Here is a 22,858-nt window from a genome sequence, read left to right on the forward strand (position 1 = left end):
CCGCGCAGGGGTGGGGAGGTTCTTTATTTGCCGTGTGATGTTTTTTTGTGAATCTGGGTGATATGGTGCGCCCGATTGCAGCACAGAAAGAGCGGAGCATATGGAAATGACATTACGTGAACGCCTGATGGCAGACCTGAAAACAGCCATGAAAGCAGGCGAAAGCGCCCGCGTGGCCACAATTCGGATGATTACGGCTAAGCTGAAAGACGTGGAAATTGCAGGCCGCGCCAAAGGGCAGGAAGGGTTGAATGAAAATGAAGCCATTGCGGCCCTGCGTGGGATGGTAAAGTCCCGCACGGAATCTGCTGGCATGTACAGAGAAGGCGGCCGCCCCGAGTTGGCGGAAAAGGAAGAAGCAGAAATCGAAGTGATCCGTGGCTATCTGCCGCCAGAAATGGATGAAGCTTCCTTGAAAGCTGCTGTGGATGAAGCTGTTGCCACCGTAAAGGCAGAAAGCCTGAAGGACATGGGCAAGGTGATGGCTGAACTGAAAAACAAGTTTGGCGTGGCGCTGGATATGGGCAAGGCCAGTGCTGCTGTAAAAGCGCGTCTGGGCTAAGCGTTTTTTAAACATCATATTTGCTGAAATAAGTATCAGCCCGATCTGAGGTGGTTTATGCCGCCCAATCGGGCTGCTTGATGAAACGGACAGTCAATGGCGATTGATTCAGCTTTTCTGGATGAATTGCGGGCCCGCACGCCCATTGCGTCCGTTGTCGGGCGCAGGGTCAAGCTGGCCCGCTCCGGGCGGAACTGGAAAGGGTGTTGCCCTTTCCATGGTGAAAAAACGCCTTCCTTTTATGTGTATGATGATCACTTCCACTGCTTTGGCTGCGGTGTGCATGGAGATGTCATCTCCTTTGTCATGCAGATGGAAGGCAAAAACTTCCCCGAAGCTGTAGAGGAGTTAGCCTCCAGCGCAGGCATGGAAGTGCCAAAGGATACGCGCCGCACGCAGGAAGAAGTGGCGCATGTGCGCTCGCTGGAAGATGTGCTGGCGGCGACGCAGGAAATCTGGTCTCACGCCTTATACAAGCCAGAAGGGCGCGCTGGACTGGATTATCTGCTGGGGCGCGGCCTCACGCGGGAAACGCTGGAAACGTTCGGTTTAGGCTGGGCAAGTGAGAAGCGGGGAGATCTGGTTTCTGCCCTCGCGCCCAAAGGCATTACACTCGACATGATGGCCGAAGCAGGCCTGATGCGGGTGGATGAGCAAGGCCACCCCAAGGGTGAGTTGTTCTGGGGGCGTGTCACTTTTCCCATCCGGGATCGCAAAGGGCGTCTGGTTTCCTTTGGTGGGCGTATTCTGGGGGATGGGCAGCCGAAATACCTCAATGGCCCGGAAACTCCAGTTTTTTCCAAACGGCGGCTTTTGTTTGGGTTGGATCGTGCCCGCGCTGCTGTGCGTGCACCACGCCCCAAAGGTGTGTTGGCGCCGGATCTGGTGGTGGTGGAAGGGTATATGGATGTTATTGCCCTGCATCAGGCCGGTTTTACAGGGGCAGTTGCCCCACTGGGCACGGCGCTCACGCCTGAGCAGTTAGAGGCGTTGTGGCAGGTCGATCGTGCGCCCATTCTGTGTTTTGATGGTGACGCAGCAGGGCGGAGGGCAGCGGTTAAAGCGGCGGAAACGGGTCTGCCGTTGCTCAAGCAGGATTATTCCCTGCGTATCTGTTTGCTGCCTGATGGAGAAGACCCAGACAGCTTGGTACGCACACGAGGGCGGCAGGCTGTAGCGGAAATGTTTGCCGCAGCGCAGCCTTTATCCGAAGTGCTGTTTGATTTGCTCAGCGCTGGCGCCAATAATCCGGGGCCAGAAGAACGTGCAGCCTTGCGGCGTAGGCTGACGGAAGTTGCAGGCCTTATCCCAGATAAAACGCTGGCGTCTGAATATCGCTCCACGTTGCTGGATCGGTTTTTTACGACATTCCGGCGCGGTGGCGGCAAATGGAACGGGCCGCAGGGCCGTAAGGCCAACGCTCCTGCCTCTGTGCCCGGTGCTGTGCCAGTAAATATGGATCAAACGCGCGAACGCCAGCGCCTGATGCTGGAATTGCTGCTGTTGCATCCTGTTTTGGTGCCAGAGGTGGAAGAGGCACTATGTCGGCTTGATTTGCCAGAAGAATTTGCCGAGGTGCGCGCCCTTTTGCTTGATCTTTCTGCCGAGGGTGAGTTGCCAGATAATGCTGCGGCATTATATGCATGGTTGCAGGCACAAGGGGCGGAGGAAACCATTCGCGCTGTTGTGCGTGAAAGCTACTCTGCGATGTCGGAAAGTGATGCAGAAGACCCGGCACACACTGTTGCATCAAGAACACAGTGGTGGCATTTTTATGGTTTGCTCTACGGGCCGCAATTTATTCAGGAAGTAAATCGTGAGATTGCGCGTTTTGTTGAAAAAGGCGGAGATTCCGCTGAATGGCAACGGTTACAGGCGCGGCTAGAGGCAATGGAGCGCCTGAAACGCGGCGGTGTGGACGACACCGAGCTATAAGACAACGAATGTGTTCAGGGCGTGTTCCCCTTGACTTCACGCGCAGGATATCCCACGTCCTGCCCGCCCTGAAAAGAGAGCAGTACATAGTAAACTGGTCGTTCTGCATTCTGTTCGGATGCGGGCGGGGAGGAGCAGGTCTGGCATGGCGACAAAAACGGCATCAACCAACGCAGCGCAGGAACAGGATGGGGATACCACCCTGCTTGATACGCGGTCTTCTGCAGTCAAAAAACTGATTGCCAAAGGGCGTGAGCGCGGGTGCATTACGTTTGATGAGCTGAATGCCGTTCTCCCGCAGGACAAGATGTCTTCTGAACAGATTGAAGACATTATGGCTGTGCTGTCTGAAATGGGTATTCAGGTTGTCGAAAACGAAGATAACGACAACGAAGAAGCTGAACCCAAAAAAGCCGCCGCTGAAAGCGAAGATGCAGATGCGGAGGAAGAGGCTGAGACCGAAGCTGAAGCCGAAAGCCCAACCGGCAATGTAAATGCTGAAAGCGTAGGCCGCACGGATGACCCGGTGCGGATGTATCTGCGCGAAATGGGCACGGTGGAACTGCTCTCCCGCGAGGGCGAAATTGCTATTGCCAAGCGGATTGAGGCTGGCCGCGATGAAATGATTGGCGGCTTGTGTGAAAGCCCGCTGACATTCCGCGCCATCATCTCCTGGCATGAGATGATCCGTAACAATGAAATGCTGCTGCGTGACATTGTGGATCTGGAAGCCATGCAAAGCGGGGGCAACCCGCTAGAAGAAGGCGGAGACGGCACGTTTAACGAAGCCGAATCCGATTCGGACTCGGAAGAGGCAGAAGAGCCAGAAACCGAGGGCGAGGGTGATATTGAAAGCGAAGGCAGCGGCCTTTCCCTTTCTGCGCTGGAAGAAAAGCTTAAGCCGGAGATTCTGGCGCATTTTGATGAGATCGAACCGCTTTATGCAGCTCTGCGTAAGTTGCAGGTTCAACGGATTGAAGCCCTGACATCTGGTGAAGATGTTGATGGGAATTTTGAAGAAAACTACGTTGCCCTGCGTGAAAAACTGGTGGGCAAGGTAGAGCAGGTACACCTGCACAATAACCGGATTGAAGATCTGGTTGCCCAGCTTAAACAGATGTTCCAGAAGCTAAACATGCTGGAAGGGCGCATGCTGCGTCTGGCAGAAAGCTGCCGTGTCTCGCGTGAAGATTTCTTGCTGAAATACCGTGGGCGTGAGCTTGATCCGGGCTGGATGGATATGGTTTCCGCCCTGTCTGGTCGTTCATGGAAAAACTTTGTGGCCAAGCACGCCAACACAGTGGTTGACCTGCGTGATCAGGTTGCGCAACTGGCGCAGGAAACGGGTTTGCCGATTGGTGAATTCCGCCGTGTGTATGCAACGGTTGCACGTGGTGAGCGTGATTCTGCCCGCGCTAAAAAGGAAATGATCGAAGCTAACCTGCGGCTGGTTATTTCCATTGCCAAAAAATACACCAACCGCGGCCTTCAGTTCCTTGATCTGATTCAGGAAGGCAATATCGGCTTGATGAAGGCGGTGGATAAGTTTGAATACCGCCGTGGCTACAAGTTCTCTACTTATGCAACGTGGTGGATCAGGCAGGCTATTACGCGCTCCATTGCGGATCAGGCGCGTACCATCCGTATTCCTGTGCATATGATCGAAACGATCAACAAACTGGTGCGTACATCCCGCCAGATGCTGCATGAAATCGGGCGTGAACCTGCTCCGGAAGAACTGGCTGAAAAGCTGGGTATGCCGCTGGAAAAAGTGCGCAAGGTGCTAAAAATTGCCAAGGAGCCCATCTCCCTCGAAACCCCGATTGGGGATGAGGAAGATAGCCATCTTGGTGATTTTATCGAGGATAAAACGGCTATTATCCCGCTGGATGCTGCTATCCAGACCAACCTGCGTGAGGCCACAACCCGCGTTCTGGCCTCTCTCACCCCGCGTGAAGAACGCGTGCTGCGTATGCGCTTTGGTATCGGCATGAACACCGATCACACGCTGGAAGAAGTTGGCCAGCAGTTTAACGTGACGCGTGAACGTATCCGCCAGATTGAAGCCAAGGCCCTGCGTAAGCTTAAACATCCAAGCCGTAGCCGTAAGCTGCGTTCCTTCTTGGATGATAACTGATCTAAACTTTAACGCCGAATCCACAACGCGCATGAAGGTGGTTGTTACCTTCATGCGCATGTTTTCTCCGCCGCAACACACACCTTTGGCTTTGCCTGAAGGATGGCACGTGCAGGAGCGTCTTCAGCCCGATGTGGCTGGGTATCGGCTTTTGCAGGATCGGGTGGGGCGGGAATATTGTTGGTGGATGCGGCAGGCGGCATCAGATGCCACTCTGGCCCGTTTTTTAGAAACTGCACCCGTAAACATTGGCCTTTTACGGCAAGAACAGCAGATCCGTGGTTTTTTTGAGCTGGATCTGGCAGATCCGCAATCTGTAAACCTTTCTTATTTCGGGTTGTTTCCCGAGGCGATTGGCCAAGGGGTCGGGCGCGCTTTTCTGGATAACGTGCTGCGTTTGGCGTGGCGTGGCAGGCCACATTCTGTGCGCGTAAACACCTGCACGGCAGATCATCCACGTGCATTGGCTTTGTATCAGCAGGCAGGCTTCAAGGTTATGCGGCGTGTAGAAGAGGTATGGGATGTGCCGGATCGGCTTGGCATTCCCGTTCCGCAGCATCTGCGCGTGTGAATCTCTCTTGCTTTTGCCGCGTAAATATGATTGAGACTGCTCTTTCCCTGCCGGGTTCATGGCATTGGCCCGGCTATACCCGCAGCTTCAGATTTTAAAACTCTGTAGCACCGTAGGCCGGAAGGGTTCGGCACGGGTGGGTTGATTGTATCCGAAGGGAGTCAACATGCCACTTTATGAAACCGTGCTGATTGCGCGGAATGATATTTCCCAGCAGCAGGTGGATGCCATTCTTGATGGTATTGCCGCCCAGATTGAAGCCGATGGCGGTGCCGTGCGCAAGCGCGAGTACTGGGGCCTGCGTAGCCTTGCCTATCGTATCAAAAAGAACCGCAAGGGCCACTACGCTCTTCTGGGTCTGGAAGCACGTTCTGAACTGGTGAAAGAAATTGAACGCCAGCTCGCTCTGAACGAAGACGTTCTGCGTCTGCTGACACTGCGCGTTGAAGAAATCGACGAAGCTCCGTCTCCGGTTCTGTCCCGCAAGGGCGATGACCGTGGTGACCGTGGCGGCTTCCGTGGCCCCAAGCAGGCCGGTGGTCGTTTTGAAAGTGGCCGTGGCCGTCGCAGCGGTGGTGAAGACCGCAGCAACGCCGAACAGCCAGCTGACAACGCAGCAGCGGAGTAATCCAGAATGTCTGATACAATGGAAGTAAACCCCGCCGCCCGTCGCCCGGCTGTGGGTGCGCGTCGTCCGTTCTACCGTCGTCGCAAGTCTTGCCCGTTCTCCGGCCCCAACGCGCCGAAGATCGATTATAAAGACGTGCGTCTGCTCAGCCGCTTCCTGTCCGAACGTGGCAAGATCGTGCCGAGCCGCATCACGGCGGTTTCCGCAAAGAAGCAGCGTGAACTGGCACAGGCTATCAAGCGTGCCCGCTTCCTGGCTCTGCTTCCCTACGTTGTAAGCTGAGGGAGCGATCAATGGCTGCTACAGAAGTAATCCTGCTTCAGCGCGTCGAACATCTGGGTCAGATGGGCGATGTGGTGAAGGTACGTCCGGGTTTTGCCCGTAACTATCTGCTGCCACAGGGCAAGGCTATTCGTGCAAACGATGATAACCGTGCCCGTTTTGAGCGTGAACGCGCTCAGCTGGAAGCACAGAACATCAAGCGCCGTGAAGAAGCTGAACGTCTGTCCGAACGGATGGAAGGTCTGGCTGTCATCCTGATCCGTCAGGCTGGTGATAGCGGCAGCCTGTATGGTTCCGTCAGCACGCGCGATGTTGCGCAGGCTGTTACGGAAGCAGGCTTTACCATTTCCCGTCAGCAGGTTTTCCTTGCGCACCCCATTAAGTCTTTGGGGCTGTATGAAGTGAAAATTGCGCTGCACCCGGAAGTGGTTGTGCCGGTCATCATCAACGTGGCGCGTTCTGAAGAAGAAGCAGAACGTCAGGCACGTGGTGAAGCTGCTTCTCTTGAAGAAGAAGCTGAAATTGCTGGTGATGATGCCGTTGTTGAAGGCGAACTCATTACCGACCCAGCAGAAATTGCTGAAGCAGAAGCTGCACCGGCAGAAGCTAACGCTTAATTGCTGTTTGCATTTTCATGCGGAAGAAGCCCGGAAAATTCTTTTCCGGGCTTTTTTTTTGCGCGTATGCTGCAATCAATTTTCTGAAGGAGACGCGGGATGAAGCAAGTTCTTGATCGCATTCTGCAACACTTTATCGCAGATGGTCAGTTGCAGGTGCGCTGGCCAGATGGAAGCACAAGCCTTTATAAAGGCCGCAATCCCGGCCCTTCAGCTGGCGTAGTACTGCATAATCAGGCTGCCGTGCGGGCTATGGTGATAAACCCGGGGCTGGGTTTTGGTGAAGCTTATATGGAGTCTCACCTCGATCCGTTGGATTGCACGCTTTACAATCTGCTGGATGTGCTCATGCTTAACGCCATGCGCCCGGGTGGCCATGTGGCGGAACGTCTGGCATCGGCTCTGCGGTATGTGCGCCGGGGGTGGATACAGTTTAACCCAATCAAGCGTGCACAGCAGAATGTGGCGCATCATTATGATTTGGATAACCGCCTGTATTCTTTGTTTTTAGATAAAGATTGGCAATATTCCTGCGCTTATTTCCGGCATGGCACAGAAACGCTGGATGAGGCACAAGCCGCCAAAAAACACCATATTGCCGCCAAGCTGCTGTTAGATCGGCCGGATTTGGAAGTGCTGGATATTGGGTGCGGTTGGGGGGGTATGGCCCTTACACTGGCCAAGGATTACGGTGCTATTGTTACCGGCATTACTCTTTCTCAGGAGCAGTTGGCTTTTGCACGCCAGCGCGCCAAGGATGAAGGGCTGGAAGGACGTGTGCGGTTTGAGTTGCTGGATTACCGCAACCTACATCGGCGGTTTGACCGCATTGTCTCAGTTGGCATGTTCGAGCATGTCGGTGTAGGGCATTACCGGCAGTTTTTTGATGTCATCAAAAACGCACTGGTGGATGATGGCGTGGCACTTGTGCATTCTATTGGCCGGAGTGATGGGCCGGGCACAACAAACCCGTGGGTTAACAAATACATTTTCCCCGGTGGGTATTCTCCGGCGTTAAGCGAGGTTTTTGCCGCAGTTGAGCCTACAGGCTTGTGGGTGACTGATTGTGAAATCCTGCGTCTGCATTACGCAAAAACAATTGCCATCTGGCGTGAGCGTTTTGCGGTAAAACGTGCAGAAGCGGTTGCGTTGTATGATGAACGCTTTGCCCGGATGTTTGAGTTTTATCTCAACGCCGCAGAACTGGCTTTCCGTGTGCAGGGGCACATGAACTTCCAGCTCCAGCTTTCTCGTTCTATTTCTGCCGTGCCGTTTACGCGGGATTACATTGCCGCAGCAGAAAAAGAATAAGGCGCTTTATTGAGCCGATAGCGCAAAATGCGCACGTGCCAAGCGGTCAAACTCTGCAATATCCAGAGTTTCCGCGCGGCGCGTGCCATCTATTTCTGCTGCTGCCAAAAGCTTATCACCGTTCAGGCCTTTTAAGGCTCCGCGTAGCATTTTACGCCGCTGCCCAAAGGCTGCTGCCGTTACGCGTTCCATTGCTTTAAAAAGAGCAGGCGCGGGTTGTTGGGCATGAGGCGTAATGCTGGCAACCGCAGACCATACGGCTGGGGGTGGTGAAAACGCACCCGGTGGCAGCTTCATAACAATCGCACACTCTGCACACCATTGGGCCAGCACAGCCAAGCGTCCGTAATGTTGGCTGTTGGGCGCGGCGCAAATACGTTCAGCCACTTCCCACTGGAACATGAGTGTCAGCCGTTCCCACGCGTTGCCTTGTCGTAGCCAGCCAATAAGCAAAGGTGTGGCCACATTATAAGGCAGATTGGCAATAATCTGCCGTGGTGCGGCGCAAAGCTCTGTAAGGTCACACTTTAGCGCATCGGCTTCCACTACCTTGAGGCGGTTGGGGTAAAAGCCTGCCAGTTCCTGAATAACCAGCACGGCGCGGCTATCCAGCTCCACTGCGGTTACAGATTCCGCAGGGCCATTCAGTAAAGCGCGTGTTAAACCACCGGGGCCGGGGCCAACTTCCACAACGTGGCGGCCTTTTAAGTTACCTGCCAGTGTTGCAATGCGTTCTGTAACACTCGGATCAAGCAGAAAGTGCTGGCCGAGGGCTTTGCGTGCATCCAGCCCATGCCGATGGATAACATCGCGCAGGCTTTCCAGAGGGGCAGACAGGGCCTTATACCCCCTTTAGCTTAATGTGCTTGTCAATAATAGCGCGGCGGTGCAGGTCACTATCCAACTGGCGGGCGGCCTGTTCCACGCGTTCATTCATCAACTGGTCAGCAATTTCGCTGGGTGAGCGGTTGGAAAAGTTCTTTTCCTTTTTGGTGCAAACCATCAGCAGATCAATCCCATCGCGCGAGACCAGAGGGCGGGAGACCTTGCCTTCGGGCAAATCAGCCAGCAGAGATTGCATTTGTGGGTTCAGGCGTTCCAGCGGCATTTCACCCGGATCTGTGGGGCGCTTTTCGCCTTCGGCCTTGTTAAGGGCCTCCATTTCCGTGCAGCTATGAGTGTTTTGAATAACCTGCATGGCTTTTTGCAGGGTAGATTCCTGCTGCGGCGTAATGTGCTGCGGGTCTAGCGGTGTATCAAAGGAAAGGAATACCTGCCGAATGGTAATCAGGTGGCCCATTTCGTGCCCAATAACACGCTTGCCATTAAGGGTGATGATAACATACCCGCCCGGCACTTTGATGGGGTTAGAAATAGCTCCAACGCCCACAGGCATCTGCCGCACCACCTGAACCACTGCGGGGTCAAGCTCATCTTCCTGCACCCAGCCCATGGAACCACCATCCAGCGCTGTCTGACTTTGGGAAAACTGAGCTGCCACAATGGGGAAGGGCGCACCCTTACGCAGTTCCTGAATAACGGTGTTGGTAAAGTCCAGCTCTTCCTGATCGTGCCGGGGATCTTCCACTTTTACAAAAATTTCGGCCAGTTCGTATTCTGTACGGCCTTCTTCGCGCTTGAGCGCGGCCTGACGTTGGGCAATATCCTGTGCAGATACGCGTGAGCGCGCACCAAGCTCCTGCCGTAGCACCTGAATCCAGCCAATTTGCACCCGGATCTGGTCGATCAATGTGGTAAGAGACACGCCATCTTGTGCCAGATGCTCGCGCAGGGTGCCTTCGGGCATGCCGTTGCGCCGCTCAATATTGGTAATGGCGCCTGCAATCTGTTCGGGCGGCACATTGATATGGCGGCTAAGAATTTCCTGCGTGCGCAGGCGTTCATCAATAAGCTGGCGGATAATTTGGGGCCGCAGCCGCGCCATCAGATCTGGCGTAAGGGGCAGGCCGGTAGAAAGGGCAAACAGTTTGCCGCGGTTATCAACATCGCGCTTGGTAAGCGGAATACTGTTGATAACAGCAAGAATCATATCATCTGGTTCAGGCTGGGCAGGCGTTGCTGTTTGCTGCGTTGCCGCGCTGGAGGTGTGCCGTGTTGCTGCCTGCGCATACGGTGCGCCAGCAATGGCCGGAACGCTAAGCGCGGCAAGGGAGCAACAGGCCAGTGCAAGGGAACGCAGGCGCATACGGAACAGTCTTTCAGCTTTCTGCCAGATCGGGAACTCTGTTCCCTGATACCGGAGCGCGAGGCATTTTTGAAGCAGTTCTTACTTAAGGCCGAAAGACCCAAGCGTTTTCAGGCTAAGGGTGAACAGGAAGGTAGAGTTACGCTGCTGCCCACCAATGGTGGTGTACTGCTTGAGATACATGAAATCGAGGCCGAAGCAGTCATTCGTATATCCAATATCTCCACCCAGAGAGACAAATTCACGGCGGGAGAGGCTGCGGCGCGCAAACCCGGAAAGATGCCAGTTATCCCAGTCGGAGGAGAAACCGCCACTGATTTCGTTTGTGCGTACAGTGTAAAGCTGGTTCGGGCTATAGGAGCGATAGTTGGTGGCAAAGTAGTAATAGGGGGTAACGGGTTCATACACATACCCGCCACGGATACGGAAATGCGGCACCCCGGCGCTGAACAGGGCATCACCAAAGTTGAATTTGCCGGTATAGGGATCAAGCCGCATACGGGCGTTGAAATCAAAATACTCGTTTGGTGCTACACGGGCACGCGCCACAATGTCTGAGGCATGATGGTCTAGCCCAGAATAGGGCAGGCGGTCATGTTCGATATGTTCCTGGAAGCTTTCACCGGCCAGAAGATCCACTTCGTGGCCATCCCATGTCCAGTTGGCATGCACCCCGATATTGCCGCGCAGGCCGCCATCCAGCCTGTCTGTGCCCTGATAGCGGTTAAGAGAGAACAGCGTTGAATCCGTAAATTCATAGGACATGCTATCTTCGTTCGGAATCATGTCCGTTGCGCCCATGCCAGTATTGGGGGCGTAAATGGCTTGCACAATGGGTTCTATCAACTGCGTGCCGCGGCCATGTTCAAAGCTGCGGACAAACGGCCAGTTGGTTTTTAACGCAATGGTAGGCAGAACCTGCCCGCTTACAACTGTACGGGCTGTTTTGTAGTAGTTGGGCTGCTGGTACAGCTTGCGGGCGCGGTAGACCATGGAATCAAGCCGCAATGTCAGCAGGAATTGCTGCCCTTGGCGGGAACGCCACAGCCTATCCCAGTTTAATTGCAATTCACCGCGCTGATCGGCAGACCCGTTTTCACGATATACGTAAAAATCGGTGGTGTTTACGCTGGTGCGGCCGCCCAAGGCATCTGGCTGGCCAACAAAGCTATACGTATAACGCGGCAGCGCCCACGGCAGATCGGTGTTGTGAATGACACCTTTGTTCAGGCCCTGATAGTACTGCCCATCAATACGGGAGTAAGAACCTGTGCCAAAGCCTTCAATATAGGCGTTGGAGTTTAGGGTATCAGACCCATAACCCTGCACACGGTAATCGCGCATATAGTCAGCAGAGGTGGCCAGATTGATGTTGGCTCCGGCGCGCCAGTGCTTGTTTATGGAGAACTGGCCACGGGCAAACAGATAGCCCTGCACACCATGGTTGCCGCCACGGCCTACATCATCACCAAAGCCGTTGGTGTAGCTGTTACTGCGATGCGTATCGTAAGCCAGACCGCCCTGAATGTTGATCTTGCCGAAGTTAAAGAAGTTTCGGTACTGCGCGCTGATCTGTGGCCCTGTTTTGGTGGAGAACAGGCCCTGCACGGTCATGTCGGACTGATCATCAATCACCCAGTAATACGGGATAGTGAAATACGTGCCCAGATAACGGTCATGCGGTGTAATGCCGGGCATAAGGAACCCGCTGTGCCGCTTGGCTGAAGGGTCCGTCATGGAGAAGTAGGGCAGGTAGATGACCGGAATACCCAGAATATCCAGATACGCATCACGGAAGTCGATTTTCTGGTGTTCCAGATCCTGCGTGGCGTCATAAGCGCGGAACTGCCAGAAAGGCGCGCGGGTTTTATCTTTTTCGCAGATTTCACAGGCCGTATAAACGGCGCGGCTCATGACGTTAATCTTGCCTGCTGTACGCCGCAGGCCGTTGGCTGCCAGCTTGGCGTTGTCCTGCATGGTGGCATTCACGTGCATCATGATACCATCCTTCATGCCGCCCGAAAGCTCGGCATAATGGGTGTACAGCACGGAACCATCTGGCTGAATGGTGGCTACATTTCCGCGTGCGGCTATAACGCCGGTATCGCGGTCATACACAATGCGGTCTGCTCGCAGCACATGGTCGCCCTGCCAGACCTGGACATTGCCAGTCCAGGTAACGGTGTGCTCAACATCGTTGTAGTCAACCTTATCGGCCTGAAAGGTTGCCGGTTCATCGGGAGATGTCGGGCGGCCGGTATCAAGGTGCATCACCTGCGGGCGGAACTGCGCGTGGGCATGTTTGGGCAGGTTGAAAAGAAGGCACGCGGCCATGCTCCCCAATGCGGTGGCCGCACTGAGGGTGGAACGACGGCGCAACAAAGGGTTGCGGAAAGGCCGGCGAGCCACGGTCAATCAGCCATCCTCCAAATGAAGCAGCAACGAAACAGCCAGACATAACCCGGCCAGCGTAGGGGCCCATGCAGCTAGCATCGGCGGAAGTGCCCCCGAATTCCCGAACTGCTCTGCAACCTTGGATACGGTGAAAAGCAGAAAACCCGCCGCAACGCCAGACCCGATCATGCGGGCAACGCCCCCGCGCCGAGATGGACGCATGGAAAACCCCGCCGCAACCAGTGCCATCGTGCCCGCCAGCATGGGCAATGCCAGCAGGGACTGAAAATGAATACGATGGCGAATAGATGAGAAACCTGAGCGATCAAGCAAGGAAATAAAGCCCGGCAGCGCCCAGACAGAAAGCGTTTCGGGGGAAGAAAAACTTTCCTGCACGCGGTTAACCGTTAAATCTGTAGGCAGATCGATCTGGCCAACGTGGTGCAACAAATCATTGGGCCGCACCACAGAGGCATCACTTAAAATCCATTTCAATGTTCCCAGATAGCCTTCGGGAGCTTCGATTCGCATCATCAGCTTGTCCTGATGATCAAGACGGAACACGCTCACATTACGGATACGGAGCAAGCCATCCTTAAGCTGCACGCCACGCGCATGTAGCATGGCAACGCCGTGCGGATCGTACTGACTATCTGATTGCCGTAGCCATAAAGACCCGCTGGACAGGCTGAGCGGCCCACCACCAGTACGCAGATATTGCTGATCCAGCTCTTCCGCCCGGCGATACATGGATGAAGACACCGGAGAAATCAGGGTGGTGAAAAGAGCACCAATCAGCATGGCGCAGGCTACCGGAGCGGTAAGAAACTGCCATGCGGAAATACCAGCAGCGCGCGCCACAATCAGTTCGGAAGAACGCGTAAGCCGCCAGAAGCAGACAATCCCGCCCAGCAGCATGCCAAAAGGTAGGATTTCCGTGGCAAAATAAGGCACATGAAGCGCTGCAATTTCTGTTACCACATTGGTGGAAACATCTGGCTTGGTGGCGACACGGCGCAACAGGTCAATAAAATCAAACAGGCAGACAATGCCGGTTAGGGAGGCAATCATCGCCACAACGGAAAATACAAACTGCCGCGCAATATAGCGGGAGAGGGTAACGGCAACAATCATCAGGCCGGAAGCCCCTTCAGTTCTGTGTCAGGCGGGCAGAGGCGCGGTCTGCCAGCATTTCCGGAATGAATAGTATGCCTGCGCATATCAGCCCCGGCAGTAATGCCACAAGCGGAATAAGCGGGATAAGGGCCATGTTTCGGCTGGCCAGGTTTTGCAACAACAGGTTAATGGCCAACAGCCCCACAACAGTTAGCACCGCAGCAAGGGGCCGCTTGATATTGCCGTAGCGTGAAAAAGCTCCACGCAGCACGGCAACCAGCCCCACCATGGCAAAGGAAAAGCAGGTAAGAGGGGATGTAAGGCGGCGCCAGCCTTCTACCTTGAACTTGCCTGTATCGCGCACAGAAACCTGTTGTGGATCTGGGTGCAGCAGTTCCCCCAAAGACATTTCAGCAGCATCCCGAAAGCGGGCGTCTTCCTGATGTGCGGAAGACAAATCCATGGAATCCTGCTTGAAAACCAGCATGTTCAGGCGACCTGTCTTATGGTCGATCACCTGTCTGGAACCATCGTACAGGATCACGCGGGGGGTATCATTCACGATCATCATGGACCCATGATTGGCCAGAATTGTGGCCTGATTCCCCGGTTGCCGATCATCCTCCACCATAATGCCGTGCAGCGTGCCATCGTGGCTGCGCGAACGGATATAGACCGTCATGGCATCCGAAACCTTGGTGAACACGCCCTCTTGCAGCATGAAGGCCGCCATCTTGTTGCGGATATCAAATTCGTATTGCCGGAAGGCGTGGTAGGATGTGGGCACAATCCACAGGTTCAGCAAAAAGCCCATTATGGTGGCCATAAGCGCACAGCCCAGCCCGGCCTTTGCCAGCGCAAACTGTGAAAGCCCCGCCGCCTGCATAACCGTAAGTTCGCGGTCTCCCGCCAGCCGTTGATACACAAACAGGCTGACCACAAAAGTGGTAATGGGCAGCACCACCGCCACAAAGGAAGGGATGAGCAGGCTTGTGAGTTCAATAAACACACGCAGGGAAAGCCCTCTGTCCACCACCAGAGAGACAAAGCGCAAAGACTGCATAAGCCAGATGAGCGCGGCCAACCCCCCGGTGGTTGCCAGCAGTGCCACCAGAAGCTGGTGGAACACATACCTGTCCAGCGTGAGGAAACGCGATTTCAGCCAAGACTGAAGTGAACGGACGGTCATACGTCTGTTATCTACTTCACCTGTGCGGGAGGCAACAGCCTTATCATGCATAAAGCAGGTGCAAGCATGTTGCTCCGGTGTGGTTTTTCTTGAAAACTGACAGTTTTATTGGCGCAAACTCTCAAAATTCCGCAATTTCTTTTTTCGTTTTTTGCGGAATTTCTAGAATAGAAGAATCACACCACCAGCAGCCGTGTTGTCGCTTTCCTTGTAAGGGCCGTGGGCGGCAGACGATGTATGTGTGTATTCACCCACCAGATTCAGCCAATCTGTCAGCTTGTAAAAAACAGCCCCAACTTCAGACTGGTTGCGCCGCACAAGGGTAGGGCTGTTTTCTCCCGGAGCCTGATACAGGTTGCTTACGCCGTAACTGCCCACCAGCTTGAGCCTTTTGGTAACGTGGTAGGCCCCCTGCACGTAATACCCTTCGGATGCACGTTTGCGGCCATTTTGCCCCACGCCATCAAAGAACAGCCCGGTGGTACCCAAGCCGCTGCCGCGATAGTAGTAGGCGACACCTTCAAGCGGACCATAAGTAACTTTGGTGCCAATATCGCCCGCTTCTGCCATTGCGCCCTTGCGGCTGTCTGTATTCAGCAAAGTGCTTTGCAGGCCCTGCTGATGCTGAATAAGGAAGCTGGCCCAGATGCGTGTCTGCACCTCGCCAACCTTGAAATCATACGTAACCTTGCCCTGCACCATGGGGGAGGAATGATGCTCGGATGAGGCAGACAGATTGCCCCCGGCAAAATTAAATTCATCCAGCGGCTGGAAGATACCGACAGTGCCTTGAAAACCGTGGATTGTGGGAGAGGCGTATGAAATCTGCGGAATCCAGTCTGCGTACACATAACCCACACCAATGCGGCCCAGAGATGTGTTGCCCGGAGCTGCGTTGTTGCCGGAAGCACCGACGCTGAGCAGCGTGGCATCGTTCAGAATAGCGTCGGAGCCAAACAGCGCCAGATCACGCCCGACCTTGAATGTGCCGATATTCTTGTTGCCAAACGTAACGTAAACCTGACGCAGATCGATACCAGCAGTGCCAAGCCCAACGGGGCTGCCCCCTGTGTTGGCGTTAAAAGCCCCGTTTTTGGCGTTATCAATACCCGGATACATGCCCAGAACGGCAGAAATATCCATACCGCGCTGCACGGTGCTAAGCTTGAGCACAAAGCCAGCAGGGAGCAGACCGTTACGCACAGCAGAAGAATCAAACCCGCTGGAACCGGTGGAAACACCCCCAGCCACGGCTTGCCCGCCAGCGGGGCTGTTGTAGGTGTAAAAGCCGTTCACAAAGCCAGAAAGGTTGATGTTGATGGGGCCCGCCATAAAGGTAAGCCCTTTGCCGGGCACGTATTTTGCCACCCGCACCACATCGTCGCCTTTAAGGGATTTGGCGGCTTCTTCGGCAGAACGGGCGCTGGCTTCTGCGCGTTCTGCGGCACTTTCGGCCCGCATGCCGGAATCTTCTGCACCGGGGTCAAACTTGATGCCGGGTTCGTATTCATCACCGCCAGCCCCATGCCCGGCATGGGCCACCATGCGGTGCCGTGTGCCCGAAGCCGCTGCCGTGCGGCCAGAGCCTGAACCACCTCTGCCGCCTGAAGATGCACGCTCGGTTTGTGCTGGAGCGGCGTGGCGCACGTGTTTGGCGAGCAGCGTATCGTATTCATGCTTGGTTAGGCTGCCTTTGGCGCGCAGCACATCCAGCAGATCGCTATAATCATCAGCCAGAGCAGCTTTGGGCAGCATGGCAGGCGAACCAGCAACCGATGCGGCCATAACCGTGGCAACCAGCGCCTTTTTTCCCGATGCCATAAAACTGTGCTCCCCTAAAAACCTGCTCTCTCTTACTGTGGATCAGATTTCCTGCCGTCAATACGGCGTAAAAAGGCAGCAGCTTTGTAAGCCAAGAGGGCAACGATGCAGCAAAACCGAACGCATTGGTAGAAAACTCCCCATTCTACAATGCTGCGTAAACAGCAAAACGTATTGGTTTTACAATGGAATGGGATAAATATAATTCTTTAATATCAAGGAAATAGACGATTATTTTTTGCGTTGGAAGCAGAATGAAAAACAGTATGAATTAAAAATGACGTAAGCAGTTTTGACGATAAAATGCTATATATACAGCACAAAAAGTGAAGAAAAGTGTGCTTACAAAAGTTCCACTCATCACGGAATTTTTATTGTTATAACAAGAATTTACGTCATTTCTTGAGGGTGTTTTTGATTGGCGACGTAAAAGGGTGCGAAAATTTCCCCGTAATTGCAGTACTTTGCATCATAATTTGCCATTATGCCGCCGTGTTCGCGCCGCACAGCACATTTTGGTGTCTTGAATTTAAACTTAGCCGGGCAGGGCAAGTGGTTCTGCCAAATCAGTAACGAAAGCAAACACAGTGTCGGCGGAAAAAGAAAAACACAGTCAGGCTTGGCCACACAGCGCTCAGCAGCAAGCTTTTTCTGCTGAGCCCATTATAACGGTGCCGGATGAGGAACTGCCACATTATGCCGGGCGGCCCGTGGCGTTTTTAGTGCGTTACATGCGGCATAGGCCTGTGGGGCATGCGTTGGTATTTGGCTCTGTTGGATTGGCTATTGGCTGTATTGTGCTTTCATCTAACGGTATCCGCCGTCTGGTGGACCTCATGACAGGCACATCCCCTACGGGGGATGTTATGGCCGTATGGTCTGCCGTTGGGGTGCTGATTGGCCTGATTGTGGCAGACAATATCTCGTGGCGTATTGCCGGGTGGTTTGCTGCCCGCACTTTTGTAGCGGTTACGGGGGATATCCGGCAGGATCTGTTCCGTTTTCTAACAGGCCATTCTCCCGCCTATTTTGCAGACCGTATGCCCACATCGCTTGCTGCACGTATCGCTACCGCTGGCAATGTGAGTTTCACCATAGAAAACTTGCTGGCATGGAGCGTATTGCCCCCTAGTCTGAATGTTCTGCTTTCTGTTGTGCTGATGTTGTCTGTCAGCACCATTATGGGCAGCGTGACAGTAGTGCTGGCCATTGGGCTATGTTTGCTGATGTTCCGTCTGGCCGTAAGAGGCCGCACTCTGCACGGAGATTACGCAGCCGCAGCCGCCGGGCTGGAAGGTGAAACGCTGGATGTTATGGGCAACATTGCGCTGGTGCGGGCCTTTGGCATGCGCAACCGTGAGCGCGAGCGTTTTAATGCCCTCACGCAACGGGAAATGGGCGAACGCCTGAAGTCTCTGCGTTACATGGAAAAGTTGCGCATGATCCATGCGTTGCTGACTGCGGTGCTCACTACGGGTTTGCTCATTTGGGCCGTGTTGCTGTGGCAATGGCAGCAGGCAACCGTTGGGCAGGTGGTCATGATTATTACGCTGGGCTTTGCCATTCTGCACGGCACGCGGGATCTGGCTTTGTCTATGGTGGAAACCATCCAGCATAACGCACGGTTGTCCGAAGTGCTTTCCTCGCTACTTGTGCCGCATGATATGCCAGATGCTGAAAATGCCGTGCCGATGAAAGGCCCAGTGTTGGGCGATGTGCAGTTTCGGGATGTGGTGTTTGCGTATCCTGGTGGCACCGCAGTGCTGGATCACTTCAACCTGCATATTCAGGCAGGCACCCGCGTAGGGTTGGTGGGGCGTTCGGGCTCAGGCAAAAGCACGGTGCTGGCCCTGTTGCAGCGCATGCGCTTTGTGCAGTCTGGCAGTGTGTTGATAGACGGGCAGGATATTCGCGATCTTACAGAAGATGCATTGCGGGCTTGCCTTTCCATTGTGCCGCAGGATGTCTCCTTGTTGCATCGCTCTGTTATGGAAAATATTCGCTACGGCAGGCCAGATGCCACAGATGCAGAAGTGCGTGCCGCAGCAGCCGCTGCCGGGTGTGCCGCATTTATCGACGAATTGTCTGAAGGGTTTGCTACCATTGTAGGAGATAGGGGCGTAAAACTGTCTGGCGGGCAGCGCCAGCGTATTGCCATTGCACGCGCCTTTTTACGCAATGCCCCTATTCTTATTTTAGATGAAGCCACAAGCGCGCTGGACACGGAAAGCGAACAACACGTACAGCAAGCACTAGACAGGCTGATGGTTGGGCGCACGGTTATTGCTGTGGCGCACCGGCTTTCCACCTTACAAAACTTTGACAGAATCGTTGTGATGCAGGAAGGCAGGATTATCGAGGATGGTTCTCCTGCGCAGCTTGAACAGCAGGATGGCCCGTATCGGCAGTTTCTTAACAGGCAGATGACACACGCATAATGACAATCATACAAACACCACAGGCGTGGAAAAACCTGCGACCCGAAGGGCGGGGCGAAGCACGAGGTGCACTTGCAGCCTATGCTTACCAGCAGATACGCGACAGGCTGATTTACTGTCATTATCAAGGTGGTGAGCGCTTGGTTTTGCGCCCGCTTGCGGCTTCATTGGAGTTAAGCCCAACTCCAGTGCGCGAGGCGCTGTTGCGCTTGGTTTCAGAACAGGCGCTGGAACTGGATGAACGCAATACAGCCCGTGTGCCGACCACCACGCGCGCACTGTTTTTAGAAATTCATGGTGTGCGGGGAGATCTGGAGGGCCGTCTTACCCGAGATCTGGTTACGCACATTACCCAAGAACAGATTGCGGTGCTGCGCGAAAAGCATCGGGATTTTATTGTGGCATATGAAAACGCAGACCCACATAAGACCGCTGTGGCCAATGCTATTTTCCATAGCACGGCAGCAGGTTTTTCCCGCTTGTTGTTTACGGTAGGGATTATTCGCGGGTTGTGGGCACGTATGGGGCCAATTTATGCAGCAGCTAACAGCTTGCCTACAATGAGCCCAGCAGACCCAAACCACCCGCATCTGCAAATTCTGGCCGCGTTTGAAAAGCGCGATGTTGAGGCCGCAACAGATGCATTGCAGCGTGATTTTCTGCAAGCTAGAGAATGGCTGGAACCTTTGCTGCCAGAAGAACAGCCGGTAACAGTTTGAATTTGAAGTAAAAATACACAAGCCTGCCAGACCGGAAAGGGTCGGTCAGGCTTGTGTATCTGTGCGCGGCGCAAAGCCCCGCAGTCAGGCAGGTTTAGGCTGGTTTGGTTTTGCCACCAGCCGGAGGTTTGCCAGATGTCGCAGCTTTGGCCTTGTTATCCGCTTTGTCTTTGTCTGACAGGCCCGGAACTTCCACATCAATTTCCAGCATGGAACAATGCGCGCCACGATCCAGCTTGATCTGAACCTTGTCCTGATCAACCGCAACGTGCCGTTTAATAACTTCCATGATCTCGCGGTGTAGCTGAGCCAGCAGGTCATCCTTGCCGTCACCTACACTGATGCGTTCATGCGCCAGCAAAATCTGCAACCGATCCCGCGCAACAGGGGCGGAGGAGCGGCGTTTAAAGAGGTTGGAGAGGAAGGTCATGAGACTCTCCGTTTGAACAGCCAGTCAAACAGGCCTTTGCGTTCAGTTGGAATGGTAACTTCCACTTTTTCACCCAACAAGCGGCGCGCTGCTTCTGCATAGGCGCGGGCTGGAGCGCTTTCCGGTTCGGCAATCGTAACAGGGGCGCCCACGTTGGATGCTTTCAGAACATCCGGGCTTTCTGGAATAATGCCAAGCAGTGGAATGGAAAGAATTTCAAGCACATCATCCGTAGCCAGCATGTCACCGCGTGCGGCGCGCTGCGGGTCATAACGTGTCAGCAGCAGGTGCTTATCAATTTTCTTGCCGCTTTTGGCCTTTTCCGTTGTGCTATCCAGCATCCCGATCATGCGGTCACTGTCTCGCACAGAGGAAACTTCCGGGTTGGTGACAATAACAGCCATATCAGCATGGTGCATGGCCATTTGTGCGCCACGCTCAATACCGGCGGGGCTATCACAGATAACCCAGTCAAACTTTTTACGAAGTTCTTCAATAACCTTGGCAACGCCCTCTGTGGTCAGGGCATCTTTATCCCGCGTCTGGGAGGCTGGTAGAAGGGAGAGGGTATCAATCCGCTTATCCTTGATAAGCGCCTGCGCCAGATTGGCGTCACCCTGAATAACGTTAATCAGGTCAAACACCACGCGGCGTTCCGCCCCCATAACCAGATCAAGATTACGCAGCCCGACGTCAAAATCTACCAGCACGACTTTCTGGCCGGTTTTGGCCAGTGCGGCTCCCAAGGCTGCGGAGGTTGTGGTTTTACCCACACCACCCTTGCCTGACGTGACGACCAGAACCTTTGCCATCAGTATTCCTTTTTATATCTCTGCGGGGTCATACGGATGAAGCCATGATGACCTTGTATGGCGATAACATGACAAGCTGCACCTAAAAAGAAAACTGCCAATATCTATTTAGTCTTAGTTTTCTTTTTATTTATTTTCTTACGGCAGCGGACGGAACAAAAGTGCTTCCCCCGAAAGCAGAACCTGTGCGGGCTTTTCTGTACAGGCGGGGTCCATTTCTTCCGCCGTGGCATAGAATCCATCTATGGCCACAAGTTCGGCGGCCAGATTGCGGGTGTAAATCCGGGCATTGCCGTGCCCGCCAATACCTGCAATGGCCCGCCCGCGTAAGGCGCCATAAATATGGATAGACCCCCCGGCAGAAACTTCCGCCCCAGAGGCCACAGCCCCCAGAATAACCACATCGCCATCTGGCCAGACAATATGCTGGCCGGAGCGTACAGGGTCTTCTATCAGCAGGGTTGTGGGGGGTGGTGGGCCTTCGGGTTCTTCTTCTGGTGCGGTAATTGGGCCCGAAGAGCGGCCTCCCACCGGGCTTTCAGGCCATTCCCAATCTGCTACGGCAGGCCATGAGCGATCACCGTTTTCTATGCCCAGCACACGTATGCCACGTTCTTTGAGCGCAGGCAGCAAAAAGGCAAGGTTGGGCGTATCGGCCTGCATCATGCTCAGATCAAGAATAACAGGTTTGCCAGCAAAAAAGCCAACAGACCGCGTGATCTGATGATCCAGCGCCACCAGCCAATCTTCCAGCGGGGCTTCCGGCGTGAGGGTGAGCGCCAGAAAAGAGCGCCCGGACATACGGATACGGGGGAGTGGGGGATGTGTGCCGGACAAGAACAGCCGCTCTCGAAATAAAGATCAGGAATAACAGATGCACAGGATAATGGCGTTACAGTGCAGTTGGGAAGTGTCTGTTACGCATTGGATGCATGAAGGCAAGGGGATGGTGGGAATTTGATGTGCTTTCATGCTGTTTTCCCTCTGGCGTTGGGGCAGGCAATGGCATAAATCATCGGGTATGCGTACCCTCTTTCATTTTCCCCTCTCTCCTGCCAGCCGTACTGTTCGGCTTGTACTGGCGGAAAAGCGCCTGCCGTTTGAGGCCATTATTGAACGGGCATGGGAACACCGGCCCGAATTTTTGGCCATGAACCCAGCAGGTGATGTGCCGGTTCTGGTGGAAGATAATGGGCTGATTGTGCCGGATTCGTATGTGATCTGCGAATATCTGGAAGAAGCATATTCCGATACGCCGCTGCTGGGGCGCACGCTGGCAGAACGTGTGGAAGTGCGCCGCGTAATGGCGTGGTTTGATACGCTGTTTGCGCGCGAAGTTTCTGGCCGGTTTATTGATGAGCGGGTGATGAAGCGCCTAAGCGGCCGCGGCAACCCAGATGGCACCGCGCTGCGTGAGGCCTATGCCGCCATGCGCCCGCTTATGAAATACGTGAATGATCTGGCAGAAAACCGGAACTGGCTTGCTGGTAATTTTCTGTCTCTGGCAGATTTTACGGCCGCTGGGCATCTGTCCTGCCTGGATTTTATTGGCGATATTGATTGGAGCAAGGTGCCAGCTGTGCGGGACTGGTACGCACGCATGAAGTCTCGCCCCTGTTTCCGTCCGCTTCTGGCTGATCGGGTTTCTGGCATAACGCCGCCTGAATATTACACCAATCTGGATTTCTGA

20 protein-coding genes are annotated in these 22,858 nt (G+C 54.4%); 11 read left to right on the forward strand and 9 right to left on the reverse strand.

Going from position 1 to position 22,858, the window contains the following annotated elements; all coding sequences use genetic code 11:
* Nucleotides 1-106: 106 nt before the first annotated feature.
* The 8 genes from DS739_RS05185 (at nt 107) to DS739_RS05220 (ending at nt 8,043) form a co-directional block, all read left to right on the forward strand.
* Nucleotides 107-562, forward strand: coding sequence for a GatB/YqeY domain-containing protein (locus tag DS739_RS05185; protein ID WP_035351772.1), 456 nt, complete (start codon nt 107-109; stop codon nt 560-562).
* Between the two features lie 96 nt (nt 563-658).
* Nucleotides 659-2,497, forward strand: coding sequence for a DNA primase (gene dnaG, locus DS739_RS05190; RefSeq protein WP_006116004.1), 1,839 nt, complete (start codon nt 659-661; stop codon nt 2,495-2,497).
* Nucleotides 2,498-2,642: 145 nt separating this feature from the next.
* Nucleotides 2,643-4,634, forward strand: coding sequence for an RNA polymerase sigma factor RpoD (rpoD, locus tag DS739_RS05195; protein WP_035351559.1), 1,992 nt, complete (start codon nt 2,643-2,645; stop codon nt 4,632-4,634).
* On the forward strand, nt 4,624-5,205 hold the full coding sequence (locus DS739_RS05200; RefSeq protein ID WP_006116002.1) for an N-acetyltransferase: 582 nt from the start codon (nt 4,624-4,626) through the stop codon (nt 5,203-5,205). The genes rpoD and DS739_RS05200 overlap by 11 nt, the downstream gene beginning before the upstream one ends.
* 166 nt (nt 5,206-5,371) lie before the next feature.
* Nucleotides 5,372-5,833: a 30S ribosomal protein S6 gene (rpsF, locus tag DS739_RS05205; RefSeq protein WP_035351555.1), complete on the forward strand. Its 462-nt coding sequence runs from the start codon at nt 5,372-5,374 to the stop codon at nt 5,831-5,833.
* 6 nt (nt 5,834-5,839) lie between these two features.
* Nucleotides 5,840-6,115 (forward strand): 30S ribosomal protein S18, encoded by a 276-nt coding sequence (rpsR, locus tag DS739_RS05210; protein WP_003622836.1) that lies wholly within the window; start codon nt 5,840-5,842, stop codon nt 6,113-6,115.
* 11 nt (nt 6,116-6,126) lie between these two features.
* Nucleotides 6,127-6,732 (forward strand): 50S ribosomal protein L9, encoded by a 606-nt coding sequence (rplI, locus tag DS739_RS05215; protein ID WP_006116000.1) that lies wholly within the window; start codon nt 6,127-6,129, stop codon nt 6,730-6,732.
* A 99-nt stretch (nt 6,733-6,831) separates the two neighbouring features.
* Nucleotides 6,832-8,043: a cyclopropane-fatty-acyl-phospholipid synthase family protein gene (locus DS739_RS05220; protein ID WP_006115999.1), complete on the forward strand. Its 1,212-nt coding sequence runs from the start codon at nt 6,832-6,834 to the stop codon at nt 8,041-8,043.
* Between the two features lie 6 nt (nt 8,044-8,049).
* On the opposite strand, the gene rsmA is transcribed toward DS739_RS05220, so the two are convergent.
* From rsmA to DS739_RS05250, 6 genes are all read right to left on the reverse strand, one after another.
* Entirely contained in the window at nt 8,050-8,880 is an 831-nt protein-coding gene (gene rsmA / locus DS739_RS05225) for a 16S rRNA (adenine(1518)-N(6)/adenine(1519)-N(6))-dimethyltransferase RsmA (RefSeq protein ID WP_035351552.1), read from the reverse strand.
* Between the two features lie 4 nt (nt 8,881-8,884).
* The gene (locus tag DS739_RS05230) at nt 8,885-10,249 is read right to left on the reverse strand and encodes a peptidylprolyl isomerase (RefSeq protein ID WP_006115997.1); all 1,365 of its coding nucleotides are present in this window, start codon (nt 10,247-10,249) and stop codon (nt 8,885-8,887) included.
* A gap of 81 nt (nt 10,250-10,330) precedes the next feature.
* Nucleotides 10,331-12,658: an LPS-assembly protein LptD gene (locus DS739_RS05235; protein WP_081461441.1), complete on the reverse strand. Its 2,328-nt coding sequence runs from the start codon at nt 12,656-12,658 to the stop codon at nt 10,331-10,333.
* A gap of 6 nt (nt 12,659-12,664) precedes the next feature.
* Nucleotides 12,665-13,777 carry an LPS export ABC transporter permease LptG gene (gene lptG / locus DS739_RS05240; protein ID WP_006115995.1) on the reverse strand — a complete coding sequence of 371 codons (1,113 nt, stop codon included), beginning with the start codon at nt 13,775-13,777 and terminating at the stop codon, nt 12,665-12,667.
* Nucleotides 13,778-13,793: 16 nt separating this feature from the next.
* On the reverse strand, nt 13,794-14,999 hold the full coding sequence (gene lptF, locus DS739_RS05245) for an LPS export ABC transporter permease LptF (protein WP_006115994.1): 1,206 nt from the start codon (nt 14,997-14,999) through the stop codon (nt 13,794-13,796).
* A gap of 111 nt (nt 15,000-15,110) precedes the next feature.
* Complete coding sequence (locus tag DS739_RS05250; protein WP_035351549.1) at nt 15,111-16,769, reverse strand: hypothetical protein; 1,659 nt, start codon at nt 16,767-16,769, stop codon at nt 15,111-15,113.
* Between the two features lie 587 nt (nt 16,770-17,356).
* Here DS739_RS05250 and DS739_RS05255 point away from each other — a divergent pair.
* Both DS739_RS05255 and DS739_RS05260 read left to right on the forward strand, forming a co-directional pair.
* Nucleotides 17,357-19,207 (forward strand): ABC transporter ATP-binding protein, encoded by a 1,851-nt coding sequence (locus DS739_RS05255; protein WP_006115992.1) that lies wholly within the window; start codon nt 17,357-17,359, stop codon nt 19,205-19,207.
* Complete coding sequence (locus DS739_RS05260) at nt 19,207-19,926, forward strand: GntR family transcriptional regulator (protein ID WP_006115991.1); 720 nt, start codon at nt 19,207-19,209, stop codon at nt 19,924-19,926. Before DS739_RS05255 ends, DS739_RS05260 begins: the two co-directional genes overlap by 1 nt.
* Before the next feature lie 94 nt (nt 19,927-20,020).
* Here DS739_RS05260 and minE read toward each other — a convergent pair whose 3' ends face one another.
* The 3 genes from minE to minC all read right to left on the reverse strand — a co-directional run bounded on the left by minE (nt 20,021) and on the right by minC (nt 22,005).
* A complete protein-coding gene (gene minE, locus DS739_RS05265; protein WP_006115990.1) occupies nt 20,021-20,356 on the reverse strand; it encodes a cell division topological specificity factor MinE in 336 nt (111 codons plus the stop codon).
* Nucleotides 20,353-21,168 (reverse strand): septum site-determining protein MinD, encoded by an 816-nt coding sequence (minD, locus tag DS739_RS05270; RefSeq protein ID WP_006115989.1) that lies wholly within the window; start codon nt 21,166-21,168, stop codon nt 20,353-20,355. The genes minE and minD overlap by 4 nt, the downstream gene beginning before the upstream one ends.
* Nucleotides 21,169-21,306: 138 nt before the next feature.
* Nucleotides 21,307-22,005, reverse strand: a complete 699-nt coding sequence (gene minC, locus DS739_RS05275; RefSeq protein WP_006115988.1) for a septum site-determining protein MinC — start codon at nt 22,003-22,005, stop codon at nt 21,307-21,309.
* 133 nt (nt 22,006-22,138) lie between these two features.
* On the opposite strand from minC, the gene DS739_RS05280 reads away from it, so the two are divergent.
* A complete protein-coding gene (locus DS739_RS05280; RefSeq protein WP_003622857.1) occupies nt 22,139-22,858 on the forward strand; it encodes a glutathione S-transferase family protein in 720 nt (239 codons plus the stop codon).

This window comes from Acetobacter sp. JWB (genome assembly GCF_003323795.1).
Classification (GTDB): Bacteria; Pseudomonadota; Alphaproteobacteria; order Acetobacterales; family Acetobacteraceae; genus Acetobacter; species Acetobacter oryzifermentans.